At 41.0% G+C, this 16,284-nt stretch carries 12 protein-coding genes; 11 read left to right on the top strand and 1 reads right to left on the bottom strand.

The features are described 5' to 3' along the window. Position 1 precedes the first annotated feature (1 nt). From menA to AAAH86_RS05510, 3 genes are all read left to right on the top strand, one after another. Positions 2-910 (top strand): 1,4-dihydroxy-2-naphthoate octaprenyltransferase, encoded by a 909-nt coding sequence (menA, locus tag AAAH86_RS05520; RefSeq protein WP_343486516.1) that lies wholly within the window; start codon positions 2-4, stop codon positions 908-910. A 34-nt stretch (positions 911-944) separates the two neighbouring features. Then, positions 945-1,703 (top strand): response regulator, encoded by a 759-nt coding sequence (locus AAAH86_RS05515; protein WP_343486515.1) that lies wholly within the window; start codon positions 945-947, stop codon positions 1,701-1,703. A gap of 627 nt (positions 1,704-2,330) precedes the next feature. Then, on the top strand, positions 2,331-4,295 hold the full coding sequence (locus AAAH86_RS05510) for a histidine kinase dimerization/phosphoacceptor domain -containing protein (protein WP_343486514.1): 1,965 nt from the start codon (positions 2,331-2,333) through the stop codon (positions 4,293-4,295). On the opposite strand, the gene AAAH86_RS05505 is transcribed toward AAAH86_RS05510, so the two are convergent. Then, the gene (locus tag AAAH86_RS05505; RefSeq protein WP_343486513.1) at positions 4,282-5,091 is read right to left on the bottom strand and encodes an SDR family oxidoreductase; all 810 of its coding nucleotides are present in this window, start codon (positions 5,089-5,091) and stop codon (positions 4,282-4,284) included. The genes AAAH86_RS05510 and AAAH86_RS05505 overlap by 14 nt on opposite strands. A gap of 49 nt (positions 5,092-5,140) precedes the next feature. Here AAAH86_RS05505 and AAAH86_RS05500 point away from each other — a divergent pair, with 49 nt between their 5' ends. From AAAH86_RS05500 to AAAH86_RS05465, 8 genes are all read left to right on the top strand, one after another. Then, positions 5,141-6,193: an o-succinylbenzoate synthase gene (locus AAAH86_RS05500; RefSeq protein WP_343486512.1), complete on the top strand. Its 1,053-nt coding sequence runs from the start codon at positions 5,141-5,143 to the stop codon at positions 6,191-6,193. Further along, entirely contained in the window at positions 6,184-7,122 is a 939-nt protein-coding gene (locus AAAH86_RS05495; protein ID WP_343486511.1) for a CPBP family intramembrane glutamic endopeptidase, read from the top strand. The genes AAAH86_RS05500 and AAAH86_RS05495 overlap by 10 nt, the downstream gene beginning before the upstream one ends. Further along, a complete protein-coding gene (locus tag AAAH86_RS05490; protein ID WP_343486510.1) occupies positions 7,103-8,173 on the top strand; it encodes an AMP-binding protein in 1,071 nt (356 codons plus the stop codon). The genes AAAH86_RS05495 and AAAH86_RS05490 overlap by 20 nt, the downstream gene beginning before the upstream one ends. A 33-nt stretch (positions 8,174-8,206) precedes the next feature. Further along, a complete protein-coding gene (locus tag AAAH86_RS05485) occupies positions 8,207-9,550 on the top strand; it encodes a M24 family metallopeptidase (protein WP_343486509.1) in 1,344 nt (447 codons plus the stop codon). A gap of 168 nt (positions 9,551-9,718) precedes the next feature. Beyond that, the gene (locus AAAH86_RS05480; RefSeq protein WP_343486508.1) at positions 9,719-11,434 is read left to right on the top strand and encodes a carboxypeptidase-like regulatory domain-containing protein; all 1,716 of its coding nucleotides are present in this window, start codon (positions 9,719-9,721) and stop codon (positions 11,432-11,434) included. 11 nt (positions 11,435-11,445) lie between these two features. Continuing rightward, on the top strand, positions 11,446-13,152 hold the full coding sequence (locus AAAH86_RS05475) for a DUF2135 domain-containing protein (protein ID WP_343486507.1): 1,707 nt from the start codon (positions 11,446-11,448) through the stop codon (positions 13,150-13,152). A gap of 139 nt (positions 13,153-13,291) precedes the next feature. Continuing rightward, a complete protein-coding gene (locus AAAH86_RS05470) occupies positions 13,292-15,079 on the top strand; it encodes a DUF2135 domain-containing protein (protein ID WP_343486506.1) in 1,788 nt (595 codons plus the stop codon). Next, entirely contained in the window at positions 15,060-16,283 is a 1,224-nt protein-coding gene (locus tag AAAH86_RS05465; protein WP_343486505.1) for a carboxypeptidase-like regulatory domain-containing protein, read from the top strand. The genes AAAH86_RS05470 and AAAH86_RS05465 overlap by 20 nt, the downstream gene beginning before the upstream one ends. Position 16,284: the final 1 nt, after the last annotated feature.

Below are 16,284 nucleotides of genomic sequence, written 5' to 3'. Positions count from 1 at the left end.
ATTGGCCACCTTTAAGTCATGGCTGTACGCTGCAAGGTTGCGTACACTTCCTTTGTCAATTTCTGGCATTGTTGTGGGCACGGCTATGGCCCATGCCATGGGATTTACCAATTTTGGGATACTCATACTTTCATTGTTGACAACCGTTGCCTTTCAAGTAACCTCAAATTTTGCCAACGATTATGGTGATGGGGTAAGGGGTACCGATAATGAACTTCGCATAGGGCCAAAAAGGGCATTGCAATCTGGAATGCTCTCGCAATCGGCATTGAAAAATGGAATTTTTGTTTCTTCGGTTATCAGTATTTTGTTGGCAATTGCACTTATTTACAGTGCTTTTGGATTGGACAAAATACCGTATGCGGTCTTCTTTTTGGTCTTGGGCGCTCTGAGCATCTGGGCAGCAATTCGTTACACAGTGGGCCAATCTGCTTATGGTTACCGAGGTCTGGGCGATTTGTTTGTTTTCCTTTTTTTTGGACTTGTCTCTGTTTTGGGCAGCTTTTTTCTTTACGTTGGCCATTTCAAAACAGCAGCGGTCTTTCCAGCAATCTCAATCGGTCTTTTGAGTGTTGGTGTTCTCAACCTAAACAACCTTAGAGATGTTGATTCGGATAAGATCCACGGTAAAAATACGTTGATTGTCAAAATGGGATTTGAACGGGGAAAGGTATATCATGCCATTTTGGTGGTGATTGCATTTATCTCGTTTATCGTGTATGGTATGGTCGAAATACTGCCATGGCAAGGCTTTATGTATTTGCTGGCCTTTGTGCCCATTTTTATGCATTTGCGAAGAGTACTTACCATAAAACAGCCTTCACAAATGGATCCTGAACTCAAGAAACTGGCATTGAGCACTTTCCTGTCATCCGTATTGTTCTATATTTCAATCAATTATTTTTTTTAATTTTGATTTCTATAACAATTTAAACCAAACCATTTTGGAACACCCCATTAAGATTCTTATTGTTGAGGATAATGTCATCATTGCAGATGATATGCAATCCATGCTCGAGGAAATAGGTTATGAGATTGTTGACAATGTCATCGTCTATGAACAGGCCGTTGAGGTCCTGAAGAACAACCACGTTGATTTGGTGCTTATTGATATCATTCTGGCATCTGACAAAACAGGTATCGATTTAGGGAAGCATATAAGAGAGGTCTACAACATTCCTTTCATATTTGTAACTTCAAACTCAGACCGTGCTACCGTAGAAAATGCCAAAACGGTAAAACCTGATGGGTATTTGGTGAAGCCTTTTGAACAGCAAGACCTATACACGTCAATTGAAATAGCCCTTTCAAATTTTAGTTATTCAAAAAAGAGCGACGGCTCTGTAAACGTAGATGCTGAAGAAGGCGAGGGATTCGTTTCCAACTCTGTGTTGAAAGATTCGATATTCGTGAAGAAGCAACACCTGTACTACAGGATCCAGTTTGATGACATCCAATTTATCAAAGCTGATAATGTCTATTTAGAGGTCAATACGGTAGATAAAAAGTTTTTGGTTCGGTCACCCTTGAAAGACTATCTTGAAAAACTTCCAAAGAACAAATTCTACAGGGCCCACAAATCATATATCGTGAATGTCGATCACATTGATGCCATCAATTCAAGAGACATTATGATCAATGAGACGTTGATACCCATATCCAAAGATTTCAAGGAATTTATCATATCATCCATGAATTCATAAATGGATTTTCACAAACAAAAAAAGGCGCTTTAAAAGCGCCTTTTTTGTTTGTACCTATTGCCAATAAAATCTCACAACAGATTTTAAGCAGTTCACAACAATATTTTCTGTGTTTGTGAACCGCTGGCTACTTTAGCACTATAATTAAAAAGGTAATTTTTTCATTTTCATATAGTGTTCTCGTAGAAGGGTCTTGCCATAATCGGTGAGACCTTTTTTTATGTGCATAACATGCCGTAGTCTCCAATTCCACGAAATGCATTAAAAACCGATAAAATACAGTTTTACATTGTGCTGCAACCATTTCACAACATAAAACAACTGTTTCACAACAATTTTGAATGAAGGTCTAATTTTGATTTTACATTTGATGGCAACATGATTGTACCGAACTCTTACCTTTTATGATAAAGTAGAAAGACTACGATTCAAACACGTGGTCTTTTTTAATTTAATGGGTGAGTGAAGTTTTTGGCCTACATCCACCATATTTTTTTTTGGATGCGACCTTTCTTCACGGTGTACAACAAAATGAAAAAGAAGTTGTTATACTATTGATTTTACAGCTGTTGGAATAGCAGCGAACATCTGAATATTCATTCTTCAAAAAACAAACCAAAGGGCGTAATGCTTAAATATTACAAAGAAATATTGATGCTTGCCATAGCGTGTCTGGCGCTGAACGGCCTGTACGGTCAAAGTACGGATACAGAGGTCGAAAACCCTTTACTTCAGTTTCAAGATATTGCAAACGACGAAAAAAGATTCGACTATTTTTTTGGCACTCCAAATCGTTACTCTGACAATTCTGCCTATGATTGGCAAGAAGTGGTGAACGTATATTTGACCAATGCACAAAAAACAAAGGATTCAAATGCCATTGAATCTTACCAAATCATACAGGCAGGCATTTTCAGTGATATTGGGGATTACGATAAAAGTGTGGCACTTGCCAACGAGATATATGCAGCGCTAGATTCTGTGGATTCTAAAAAACTGAAGGTCGTGATGAATATCCTCGATACCAACTATGGAAACCTTCAGTTGTTTGACAAGCAAATAGAAATTCGCCAAGAAAAACGCGAAAGGGGCATTACAGAAGGAGTCACGTTTTATGATATCTATGCCAAGTTGGGGATGAATCGAAAGGCCATGACACAATATATCATGGAGGTGAAACCCACCATTGCCGATGATGATGAATTTTCTTTGGCCAAATTCCATAACCAAGTTGGTAATTATCTAAGGCTTGATAATTCTGCCCAGACCGCGATAAGTGAGTATAAAAAAGCAAACGGGTATTTATTGGTTTACATCAATGATTTGACTGCACAAAAAACGCCTCAAGAAGAACTGGAAAGTGAACTTCTAAAGGCTGAAATCGAAGGAAATATCGGTAAATGCCATGTGCAGCTTGGTGAGTTCGAGGAAGCCGTACCGCTATTGGAAAATAGTATCAAAGTATTTGAAGAAGTTGAAAGTGCTGGCATGGGGCACCGTATTGTAGAAAACACCTTGAGCTTGGCCGATGCCCATTTGCAGCTTGAAAATTTCAGTGCTGCAAAAAGAAGGTTGGATGTAGATTTTGAGAATGTCGATTTACAACAGCGGATGAACAAAAACCGGTTGTTGGCAGCATATTATGACAAAACTGAAAACTTTAAAAGTGCCGCTACGTATTATAAGAGAAACAATTATCTGAAAGATTCCATTGAAAACAAAGAATCTTCCATTATGAAGCAGCAGTTGGTGGCCATCGTTGCGAATGAAGATCTTGAGAATTCGAGGCGCATGATCGATGAGCAAAAAGCAGCCATCGAACGTACCCGAAGCGAGATGCAGGCAAAAGATGAGCGTATCAACCTTGTTTTTATCTCATTGATTTTCACGCTATTGGGATTTGCAGGTCTGGTATATGCCTACCTTAAGAGTATCAAAAACCAACGATTGATCGCACAACAGAAGCATATCATTGAAGATTCGCTCATCGAGAAAGAATCGCTGCTGAAAGAAATACACCATCGGGTAAAGAACAACCTCCAGATGGTATCGAGTCTTTTGAGCTTGCAGACAAAGAACACGAGAAGCAAGGCTGCAATCATTGCTTTGGAAGAAGGAAAGAGTAGGGTGAAGGCCATGGCATTGATCCACCAAAAACTATATCAGAACGATGATCTCTCGGTCATTGAGATGCAAGGATATATTGAAAGTCTGATCAACAGTGTACAATCGGTGTATAAAAAAGGAGGGCACAACATCAGCATCACCATTGATGCCGAGGGTACCGAATTGGACATTGACCGAGCCATTCCGTTCGGGTTGATATTGAACGAGTTGGTGTCGAACTCATTCAAATATGCATTCCCGGAAGGGGATGATGACGGAAAAATATACATCCACCTTAGAAAAAATGGAGAGCAGGGCTACTTTGAGTACGCTGATAACGGGGTAGGTTTGCCAGAAGATACCGATGAACGCAGTTTGTCTTCGATGGGCCTTCGTTTGATCAATAGGTTGGTCAATCAGTTGCAATCCAAACTAAATATTGACAAAACCAATGAGGGTGTTCGTTTTTGGTTCAACTTCGCTTGATTTTATCTGTTTGTGACTTGATTACCATTCGATGCAATAGCTTGGGAAAAAATCTTTTCACGTAGACACCCATTACTTCTTTACCACCCATGTAGGCCTCAAATTTTTGCTTCTCGATGGCATTGATCATCTTTTTGGCAAAAACCGCAACAGGTAGTCCATTATTGTTTTCAACATCATCTGTTCCTTGCGGAGTACCGTCTTTGGTCAGGGCATTTTTGGCGATGTCGGTCTGCACAAAACCAGGGCATATCATAGTGACCGAAACGTTATCTTTTTCATGCTCCATCCGAAGTACATCAAAAAAGCCATGCAAAGCATGTTTAGACCCACAATAGCCTGAACGGGGCAACGCCCCAAATTTTCCCATAAGGCTGCTCACGACCACAAAATGCCCCTTTTTGCTGGCAACGAAATGAGGTAACATTGCTTTGCTCAGGGCAACGGTTCCCAAATAATTCACATCGACCAATTTTCTATAGACCTCAAAATCAGTGTCAATGATCAGTGACCGTTGGCTGATACCGGCATTGTTTATCAAAATATCGATAGTACCAAAGAACGAAAGTGCTTCACTCACTTTTTGTTGCGTACTCCCAAAATCTTCTAAATCAAGGGGCAGAATGGCTATGGTATTTGTAGAGCCGCACTCATTCCTGACCTTTTGGAGTGCCTTTTCATTTCTGGCCGATAGAATCAATTTACATCCTTTTTTGTTCAGTTGAAGTGCCAATTCGCGCCCGATACCCGAAGAAGCACCCGTGATCCAAATGGTTTTGCCGTCGACATATTTCATTTATTGATGGATTTTAATCGTGCAGAATATACTTAAATTTGGTCGCTGCATGAAAGCCCAGTACAAAAAATACATACTCAACTTTAAGCGACCCAGCGGTACTTCGCGCGGAGTGCTCACCCAAAAAGAGACATGGTTTTTGATACTGAATGAAAACGGCAATTTTGGCATCGGTGAATGTGGGTTGCTTCGGGGTCTGAGCTGCGATGATTTAGATGCTTATGAAGAAAAGCTAAGATGGGTCTGTGAAAACATCCACTTGGGCGAAAGTGTTTTACTGGAAGCACTTAAAAGGTTCCCATCCATCCAATTTGGGCTAGAGCAGGCGTTTCTTTCCCTGAAAGCCAAAAATCCTTTTGAGTTGTTTTCGTCAGATTTCGTGGAAAACGAAGCTCCAATCCCAATCAACGGATTGATTTGGATGGGCGATGAACAATTCATGCTCGAGCAGATAGACCAAAAACTACAGGAAGGCTTTTCTTGCCTGAAGATGAAAATAGGGGCTTTGGATTTTGGGAAAGAACTGGCCGTATTGAAATCCATCCGAAAAAGATTTTCCGCTAAAGAAATTGAATTGCGTGTCGATGCCAACGGTGGATTTGGACTGGACCATGCTGCTCTGAAATTGAAAAAGCTGTCAGAACTAGATATCCATTCCATAGAACAGCCCATCAAACCCAACAACTGGCAAGTGATGTCGACACTTTGCAAAACGTCTGATATTCCCATAGCCTTGGATGAAGAACTGATCGGTGTTTTTGATGTAACAAAAAAGGCTGAATTGCTACAAACCATTCAACCACAATACGTCATTTTGAAACCAAGTTTGTTAGGTGGAATCCATGGCTGCAACGAATGGATTGCTTTGGCAGATTCGAATCGAATCGGCTGGTGGGTCACCAGTGCACTAGAGAGCAATATTGGGCTCAATGCCATTGCACAGTTTACGTATGCACTGAACAGCACCATGCCACAAGGTTTGGGCACCGGCAGTTTGTTCGTCAATAATTTTCAATCTCCGCTAGAGGTCGAACAAGGTAAGCTCTTTTACCGAAAAGATCTATCTTGGCAAGATGATTTAATTCAAAGTTTATGTACATAGAACAGGGATACAAAGGCGATATAGGGTTGTGGAAATATTTCATTCTTCCCATAGGTTTCATTGCTTTCATGGCGTTCAATTATGTGGCAACCATAATGTCTCCTGTAAGTGTTGAAGAGACCATGCAACAATTGATAGCAAAATTGGGGTCAAACATCGTTTTGATTATTTTGTTGGCCCCTTTGGCCGTGGGTCTGTTTGTTGTCTTGGGATGGACAAAAATTGTCCATCGACAATCCATCACCACTTTGACAACCTCTAGAAAGAAAATTGATTGGAAACGGGTTTTCTTTGCTTTCTCTTTCTGGGGTGGGTTAACAGTTTTGCTCACTGCAATCGATATTTATTTTTCTCCAGATGACTATGTTCTGAACTTTGATTGGCAGAAATTTTTAGTGTTGGCTGTCATAGCGATTGTTTTGATTCCGTTGCAGACAAGTTTTGAAGAGTACCTGTTCAGGGGTCACATGATGCAAGGGCTGGGTATTTTGGCCAAGAATAGATGGGTGCCCCTTGTGGTGACTTCAGTTTTGTTTGGTTTGATGCACATCGCCAATCCTGAGGTCGAGAAATTGGGTTACGGTATCATGGTCTATTATATCGGCACCGGATTCTTCTTAGGGATTATCACTTTGATGGATGAAGGTTTGGAACTGGCCCTGGGCTTTCACGCTGCAAACAACCTTATAACGGCGCTGTTGGTCACTGCGGATTGGACAGCATTTCAAACACATTCCATTTACAGGGATGTTTCTGAACCTGGTCTTGGTTGGGATGTGTTGATTCCCGTATTTGTCGTTTTCCCAATTTTATTATGGATTTTCTCCAGAAAATACGGCTGGAAAAATTGGAATGAAAAACTTTTCGGAAGTGTGATGACCAAAGAAGAATTTGCTGCAACCCAAAGTGATGTCAAAAACTTGGCGTGAGATACATCCTGATTTTCGGCTGAACCGTGTTCGGTATTCTTTTGATGACTTATGGGACATGGGCTATAGTCTGGTCAAAGAGGGGGAAGCCTTTGAGAGGCATATCGGTAACTTTTTATTGGATTGGATTGGGGAAAAAGATACTATTGCCGTTCAGACCTCAGGATCAACAGGCACCCCTAAAACCATTCAGCTCAAAAAAGAACATATCGTCAACTCGGCTTCGGCAACAGGCAGCTTTTTTGACCTAAAATCTGGCCAATCGGCGTTGCTTTGTTTGCCATGTGGGTTCATTGCTGGCAAAATGATGTTGGTAAGGGCACTGGTTCTGGGATTGCACCTAGAATATATTGAACCGATTTCGAACCCTTTGGCTGGTATGGATAAATCGTATGGTTTTTGTGCCATGGTGCCACTTCAAGCAGAAAATTCGTTGCCGAAATTGACCAGCATCAAAAAATTGATTGTAGGGGGTGCACCTATATCTCATGTGTTGGGTGAAAAATTGAAGTCCTTACCGACACAAGTTTTTGAGACGTACGGTATGACGGAGACCATCACCCATATTGCTGCTAAACGTATGGATGACGAAGGTTCGTTTTTTAAAGTATTGCCAAACGTGACCATTTCTAAAGATAAGAGAGGCTGCCTCGTCATTGACGCCCCAAATATTGGCGTGCATCAGCTAGCGACAAACGATTTAGTCGAATTGCATGGCGACGACAAGTTTGTTTGGTTGGGCCGCTACGACAATGTCATCAATTCAGGCGGTATAAAACTGATTCCCGAACAGATTGAGGAAAAACTGAACGATATTTTAGATTCCCGATTTTTTGTTGTGGGCATACCGGATGAAAGGTTGGGTGAGAAATTGGTTTTGGTAGTGGAAGGTACTTATGACACTGAAAAGCTCAATGAGGATGTAAAGAAACTGGAATCTTTGAGCGAATATGAGGTGCCAAAAGAGATTTTGAGGGCGCATAAATTCATAGAAACGGGCAATGGCAAAATCAAAAGGGCAGCAACCTTAAAAGAAGCACTGCAAAACTGATATTTTGTATTTTAAAACCAAATCTTTGAATGAATGAAAAAACTAGCATTTTTCCTGTTCTTTGTAATATCCTGTTACTGTTTTTCCCAGCAAATCCTTCCCGAAAAAGAACGGGCGCGTGTGGTCGATGAAATCTTGGAAGAACGTTTTGAAAAACTCCTTCCAAAATTGATGGATGATACGGACATCGATATGTGGATATTGATTTCACGCGAGTACAACGAAGACCCAGTGCTCAAGACCATGCTACCAGCGACTTGGTTGAATGCCCGAAGAAGAACAATCCTGCTTTTTTATCGAGACAGCACTAAAAAAACCTTGGATAGATTGGCAGTGGCTCGTTACAATGTGGGCAAGAGCATCGCATCGGCCTGGGACAAAGAAAAGGAGCCCGACCAATGGAAGCGACTTATGCAGCTGATAGAAGCACGAAATCCGAAGAAAATCGGACTCAATTTCTCGAAAGACCACAATATTGCTGATGGACTCGACAAAACCGATTATGACGAATTCATGGCGAACCTCCCCGAAAAGTTCAAAAAAAGGGTAGTCTCGGCAGAACAACTGGCCGTGCGATGGATTGAGACCCGAACCGAGCGCGAAATGATTGTGTATGACCAACTGGTCGACATCACCCATGATATCATTGCTGGAGCATTTTCTGAAAAAGTCATTACTCCTGGAGTCACCACAACCACTGAAGTCGAGTGGTGGATGCGCCAAAAAGTGACCGATATGGGCCTAGAGACTTGGTTTCATCCAACTGTTGATGTACAGCGTACGAGCGAAGAACTTGTTGGCCATCTGTATTCGTTCTCAGGCAGACCGGATGATATGGTGATACTTCCAGGTGATTTGCTGCATTGTGACTTTGGCATCACCTATTTGCGATTGAACACCGATTGTCAAGAGTTGGCCTATGTGTTAAAACCCAATGAAAGAGAAGCTCCAAGTTTTTTAGTGGACGCGTTAAAAAAGGGAAACCAAGTGCAAGACTTTCTCACCTCAAACATGTTAAGGGGAAGAACAGGCAATGAAATTTTGGCGAAATCCTTGGCTGAGGCCAAAGCTGCAGGATTGCGTCCCGCAATCTATACCCATCCGTTGGGTACGTACGGCCATTCAGCTGGCACCACTATCGGCATGTGGGATGCACAAAGTGTAGTGATGAAAGACGATGGCGAGAACTATCCCCTGAATCCGAATACGGTTTACGCTATTGAATTGAATACCACGATGAACATTCCTGAATGGAAACGCGACATCCGAATCATGTTGGAAGAAGCCGGATTTTTCGGTGAAGATGGTTTTCGATATGTCAACGGTAGACAGACAGAACTGCTGTTGATTCCAAGGATTAAAACCCATTTGGATTAAGATTAACTTTCCCGTTGATGAATTTCTGAAAACAGTATATAGGGGTTTTAATCTCAAAAATGATAGTATAACTATCTATTTTGCGTGATTTACACCTAAAATTTTGTTAATTTATGTTGAAGGATTATTCTTATTGAGTATCTTCAAGCAATTCAAAAAACCAAGACTATGAAAAGAATAGCGCCACTTCTATTGCTTGTAATTTCCCCACTCTTTTTGATTGGTCAGAACACCAAAATCATCAAGGGAACGGTGACGGATGGCAAACATCCACTTGCCGATGTTTCTGTTTCAAACTTGAGCTCCAACCAAATCTACATTACCGATGCACGGGGCAACTATACTGCAGAAGCCAAGGTTGGGGACTATTTGTTGTACTCTTTCAATGGAATGAAAGACGTTCAGATAAAGATTGAAGATGTGACCCGTACCCTCAATGTCACCCTGTATCCCGAAGCAAATATGCTCGATGAAGTAGTGGTAGAAGGAAATCGGACTTCACAGGAATACCTCGAAAAACAATATGTTGAGAATAAGAATATTATCAAAACGGCATATGGATATTTGGATCGTAAAAAATCTGCCGCCAATATTCGTGTGCTTGATATGGAAGAAAATAATTATACTTATGTCTGTATAGTTGAACTTCTAAGGGCTAGATTTCCTGAACTTACGGTATTTGGTTCTTGTGCAGATTCTTCGGTAAGTGTTTTTTTTAGAGGGCAGGGTTCAATAAATAATCCTCAGCCCATCATTTTTGATGTTGATGGGCAGCTTTTTACTGAGACCCCTGTTCAATTAGACATGAACGGTATCAAGAGAATTGCACTCATACGTGACTTGGCGACGAGAGTCAGGTATGGTGCTAAGGGCGCAGGCGGTGTGATGGTCATCAATACGTATTACCCTGTCCCAAATGATTCGGAAGAAAGCACCAATGGCCTGGAACAAGTGGCCCAAAAAGCAAGGCTATTACCAAATACGTCGGTAGTAAATGCGGAGCCGACCTATTTGAAGTCAATGAAAAACTCTGCTTCGATGGAAGCGGCCAAAGAGGTGTTCGGTATTTTTCAGGATAGCTACAGCAGTTCCCCCTTCTTTTATTTGGATGCCTATACCTTCTTTTACGAAAGGGGAGAAAAAGACTTCGCAGATCAACTTATCCAAAATAACCATTCCAGACTTTTCGAAAACAACGCGGTGCTGTTAAAGGCATTGGCCTATCTGTATCAAGAGCAGGAGCGCCATGAAAAAGCCAATGAAGCATTAAAACAAGTGTTTGTTCTCAGGCCAAATTACGCACAGAGCTACTTGGACATTGCCCGTAGCTTTAGGGACTTGGGCAAACCAAAACTGAGCGCAACCATGTATGCCAGATACGATTTTCTGTTGCAAGAACAGTTTTTAGAGCGAGACAGCATAGGTTTCGACCCCATATTGGAGCAGGAGGTCAAAAATTTGATGGCCTTGAACAAGACTCAGTTTGCTGATAATAAAAACGTTTCAAACATACCGAAGCCGACAGATGCCAGTGGTGTCACCCGATTGGTCTTTGAGTGGAACGATAGCGAAGCCGAATTCGACCTGGAGTTTCTCAAGGGCAGTGAACAGCACTATGTTTACAATCACACTTATGAAGAGAGTTCAGAAGATATTTTAAGGGAAAAGAACCATGGGTACAGTATAGCAGAGTACCTGATCGACAATTCTTCGGGCTACAAGCCCTGGCAGGTGAACATCAATTATTTGGGCAACAAGAGCCTGACACCGACCTATTTGAAGGTGACGACCTACAACAATTATGGATCGCGTTCGCAAAACAAATCGGTAAAGGTGTTCAAACTGACCACCAAGAACGTTAACCAAGAACTTTTGACCTTATAAATCAGCATCACATGAAAACCATTGTCACAACCTTAGTTCTCTCTTTTGCGCTTTTGGTTAGTGCCCAAACTGAAAGCAAGACGATTTTCGGCATCGTTACCGATGGCAATGAAGCCATTGTTGATGCCGAGATTCTGAACAAGAACAGCGGTCAGATTGCATTGACCGATTTGGAGGGAAAATATGAGATAAAGGCCAATATTGGTGACATACTGCAATATTCTTATGCGGGCATGAATACCAGGCAAGTGATTGTCGAAGATGTGACGCGTATACTCAATATGGTGCTGAAGTCCAAGGTCACCATGTTGAAAGAGGTAACGGTCACGGAACGGTTTCGGCCCCAAGAAAAATTGGAAAACAACTATCATGATAATCCAAGAATTATAAAGACGGTATTTGGCTATCTCAATACCAGAGTTAACTTTGGTCAAGTTGTTGATTTGGATAATATCAATACCACTTATGGCTGTTTGGTGGATTTGTTAAGAACAAGACTTCAGTTTTTAACTATTCGAGGTGGGTGTGGCGCATTCGAACCTGAGATATTTACGCGCGGCATAGGTTCATTCAATCCCCAAGGCGTCTTGTTTGATGTAGACGGTCAACTGATGTCAATAATACCAGAGATACCGATTTTTGACATAAAGCGAGTGGCCTTGCTACGAGACTTCGCAACTCGGGTAAAATACGGATCCCTTGGAGCGGGTGGTATTATTGTCATCAACACCTATGGGGGTGCTCCAAGAAGAAGAACTGTTTCAGAAAAATTGGGTCTTTCAGATGTTTATGAAAAGAGAAGCAGCTTAAAAGAAATAAATACGTTGGCCAGTGTACCGAATTATATCAGGGTACTCGAGAAAAGTGAATCCATTGAAAAGGCCAAGGGGGCTTACACTGAGTTGAACGGTAGATACACAAGTTCACCCTATTTTTTTCTTGACGCTTATGAGTTTTTCTTTGATAATGGAGAGACAGACTTTTCAGATAGTATTATTGAAGAAGACGGCTATAACTCTCTTTTCAGCAAAAATCCGGTCTTGCTAAAGGCCTTGGCATACATCTACCAAGAACAGGGGCGGTACGAAAAGGCGAACGAGGCTTTGAAAGAAGTTTTTATTCTGCGCCCGAACTATGCCCAGAGCTATTTTGATTTGGCGAACAGCTATCGCGATTTAGGCGATACCAAGTTTGCGGCCGAACTGTACTCCCGATACAATTATCTCATTCAAGAAGGGTTTCTTCAACCTGATACGGTCAGTTTTGGCAATCTCATCAAGAAAGAGGCGGCAAATCTGGTTGCTTTGGACAAGAAAGTAATTTCAAAAGATATCGAGGTGAAAAAATCGTTGAAGAACGTTGCTTCAAATACGACCAGATTGGTCTTTGAGTGGAACGACAGTGAAGCAGAATTCGATTTAGAGCTTTTACAGGGCAAGAATGAATACTATGTGTACAACCATACCGAAGAAGAAAGCCCTGAAGATATCGCCAGAGGAAAAGAATATGGGTACAGTGTTGCAGAATATGTCATTGATGAAAGGGCGGCCAGAAAACCATGGCAGATCAACCTGAACTATCATGGCAACAAGAGTTTGACCCCGACATACCTCAAGGTGACTATGTATAGAAATTACGGCACGCCATCACAATCAAAACAGGTTCAGGTATTTAAACTGATGTTCAAGGGTGCCAATCAAAAGTTGTTGACACTGTAGTTCAGATTGATGTTTTGCCTTTTGAACTTTTTAACGCCCTTACCGGTTTGAGAAAGATTCATAGTTTTTTTGTATTGCAAACTAACTTTGAGGTATAAATATGGTAAGATTTTTGTAGTGTAAAAAAAAAGATTTCCCGATGAGAACAGTCTTATTTACCTTGATTATTTTTCTGGTCGCTTTTACGTCCATAAATGCGCAACGTACCGTTACAGGCAAGGTTTCTGATGGCAAAAACCCTATAGAAGATGTCAATATTTCAATTGTCAATAAAGGCGAGAGTACCGTCACCAACGACGATGGCAGTTATAAGATCACGGCTGACATTGGGGATGTTGTATTTTATAGTACGGAGGGAATGGAACCAATTCAAATCAGGGTAGAAGATGTGACCAGAATATTGAATGTGGAAATGTTTCCAAGGGTGGAAAAACTAGATAATGTTACTGTAACCAGCAGCAGAAACAATTCGCAAAAAGAACTTGAATTGTTATATGCGACAAATCCAAATATTATCAAGACGGCATTTGGTTATTTAGATAGTGATAAAGTATCCTATTCTGCAAGAATACTCCAAGATAGGCAAATTCTGCCTGGTGAATTTGATTTGGCCAACGTCCTTAGAAATAGGTTTGCGGGGGTAAGGGTTTCGAACGGAATTGGTTTTGGTGTGAGAACGCCGCAAGCGTTGAGCTCTGGTTTTGGTGGTTCGGCAGGAACAGGTGGAAGAGCGGTTTTGCTTCGTAGTGGATGGCCTGCTCTATTTGACATTGATGGGCAATTGTTTACAGACTTTCCAGATTTTATCGATGTTCAGAATATTCAGAGGTTGGCGGTTATTCCCTCTGCGATTGGCACGGTCAGATATGGGAGTCTTGGTCGCGGAGGTGTTATAGTGATTAACACCAAGACAGGAGTCCCTGAACTGAGGGATGAGAATGGTTTACCTCTCGACATTGCAAGGAAGAAGGATAATTTTTATGCTGGTACAGCACTTTCAGAAGAAATGGTTCAAAAGAATGCACCGATATACCTGAAGGAGTTGCAATCTGCCACGTCTTTTGAAAAAGCGGTGGTGCTCTATGAAAACTTTGCTGAAAAGTACAGTAGTTCCCCGTATTTTTTCTTGGATGTATATCGCCATTTCTATTCGAGATGGAATGATGAAGATTTTGCCGACAACATCATTGAAAATAATTTTGGGCAATTTTCAGATAACCCGGTATTGCTGAAGGCCTTGGCCTATAGCTATGATGCACAAGAACGTTTTGTAAAAGCCAATGAGATATACAAAGAAGTATTCATCTTACGACCCAATTATGCCCAAAGCTATTATGATATGGCCAATAGCTATCGTAATGTCAAAGAGCTCAAAAGGGCTGCCGCTTTGTATACTCGATACGAGTACTTATTGAAAGAAGGCTTTATGTTGCCAGATACTGTCAGTTTCAGCCCCATGATGGCGCGTGAATTCAACAATCTATTGAAATTGGAAGGAAGTACAGTTGTAGATGCGAAGAAGTCAAAAAAACTATATGTGGCCGAAGAAGAATTTGAAGGCATGCGATTGGTGTTTGAATGGAATGACAGTGAAGCTGAATTTGAATTGCAGTTTGTCAATCCCACGGACCAATATTATGAGTGGAAGCACAGTCTTGCCAGCAACCGAGACATTATAGCGAACGAGAAATTACATGGGTATTCATCAAGTGAATATTTGATTGATGATTCCCTTCCCGGTACTTGGAAAGTGAACATCAATTATCTCGGCAACAAAAGTCTTACACCAACGTACCTGAAGACTACGATTTATCACAATTATGGTTCAAAAAACCAACGCAAAGAAATCTTGGTACATAAGTTAAGGTTAAAGAATAAAAAACAAGAATTGTTTAGCGTGATAACAAATGGTAAGGTGGTCCAGTGAAAATAGTACTCATGATAAAATCCATTTTTCGGTAATCCTTCTTCTTTTTTACCTGTGGACTGGATATGCCCAACATGATTTTAAAGGAAAGATTATCGATGCAGCAACCCAAGAACCCATTCCCTATGTCAACATCGGCATTGTAGAAGAAGGAGTTGGCACTGTAAGCAATGAGGAAGGGATTTTTCACCTTCCAATCGAGATCGATGCCTACGATCAAAGTGCCATAATCCAGTTTTCTTCTTTAGGGTATAAAACCTTGAAAATAAATGTTCAAGACATTCCGATGGTTTATAATGAATACCCTATTCTAAAACTGGTTCCTGAAGCTTTTCAATTGAATGAAGTGATTGTGTCGGATAAGAAAAATTGGACGATTCCTGAAAATGTAGGATACCATAATTATGGTGAAGAGGTTTATGGCTACTGGAAAGATGAAATAGCACTTGGTGGTGAATTGGCTACAAAAATTGTAGCAAAATCAGGAATTCGTAAACTGAAATCATTTGAGTTTGAAGTCTTTTACAACCCTTCTGACAGTCTCTTGTTGAGAGTCAACATCTATGATAACAAAAATGGCTATCCAAATGAAAATCTTAACAGGTCATCTGAGGCTATTCTGTACACATTAAAAAAGAACGAAAAAAATGTGGTCGTCGACTTGTCTGACAAGAACATTTATGTAAACGGTGATTTTTACGTAGCTCTAGAACTTCTAAAAGTATACGGAGATGAAGAATTGGGTTTGGTTTTGGCCGCAGTCAACGAATATGCCAGAGACACCTCAACTTTTAATAGAAGAGGCTGGGATTATCATCGAGAAGAAGGCCACGGTTCTTTTAGAAGATATGTCAGCCAAGACAAATGGAAACGAATCTCAGATTTGAACATGGCTTATTCCTTGACCACAGAGCTTTTGGTTTCTGAAAAAGTGGCTCAGCGCTTTGAAAAACGAAAGGCCAAAAAAGAGAAAAAACAACAAACCATATCAGGATTCGCCATTCACCAAGGGCGGATGATAGCCAATGTAAAGGTCATGAACAATAGGAGCAAAGATGAGGTGCTGACCGACCAAAACGGTAGATATCGCATTCCCATTGATGACGGTGATGTACTTACTTTTTCAAAAGAAGGCTATGCCCCCGTCAATTTAAGAATTGGTGACAAGCCCACATTAAATGTCATCATGAAGCCTGAACAATAGA

This window comes from Allomuricauda sp. d1 (genome assembly GCF_039592695.1).
Lineage (GTDB): Bacteria > Bacteroidota > Bacteroidia > Flavobacteriales > Flavobacteriaceae > Flagellimonas_A.
This window is presented reverse-complemented; position numbering and strand designations above follow the sequence as displayed.

Excerpts from the sequence above, each read along its gene's own strand:
- AAAH86_RS05500 (WP_343486512.1), top strand. The coding sequence starts at position 5,141 with ATGAAAGCCCAGTACAAAAAATACATACTCAACTTTAAGCGACCCAGC.
- AAAH86_RS05480 (WP_343486508.1), top strand. The coding sequence starts at position 9,719 with ATGAAAAGAATAGCGCCACTTCTATTGCTTGTAATTTCCCCACTCTTT.
- AAAH86_RS05465 (WP_343486505.1), top strand. The coding sequence starts at position 15,060 with ATGGTAAGGTGGTCCAGTGAAAATAGTACTCATGATAAAATCCATTTT.
- AAAH86_RS05475 (WP_343486507.1), top strand. The coding sequence starts at position 11,446 with ATGAAAACCATTGTCACAACCTTAGTTCTCTCTTTTGCGCTTTTGGTT.
- AAAH86_RS05485 (WP_343486509.1), top strand. The coding sequence starts at position 8,207 with ATGAAAAAACTAGCATTTTTCCTGTTCTTTGTAATATCCTGTTACTGT.
- AAAH86_RS05505 (WP_343486513.1), bottom strand. The coding sequence starts at position 5,091 with ATGAAATATGTCGACGGCAAAACCATTTGGATCACGGGTGCTTCTTCG.
- AAAH86_RS05495 (WP_343486511.1), top strand. The coding sequence starts at position 6,184 with ATGTACATAGAACAGGGATACAAAGGCGATATAGGGTTGTGGAAATAT.
- AAAH86_RS05510 (WP_343486514.1), top strand. The coding sequence starts at position 2,331 with ATGCTTAAATATTACAAAGAAATATTGATGCTTGCCATAGCGTGTCTG.
- AAAH86_RS05470 (WP_343486506.1), top strand. The coding sequence starts at position 13,292 with ATGAGAACAGTCTTATTTACCTTGATTATTTTTCTGGTCGCTTTTACG.
- AAAH86_RS05490 (WP_343486510.1), top strand. The coding sequence starts at position 7,103 with ATGTCAAAAACTTGGCGTGAGATACATCCTGATTTTCGGCTGAACCGT.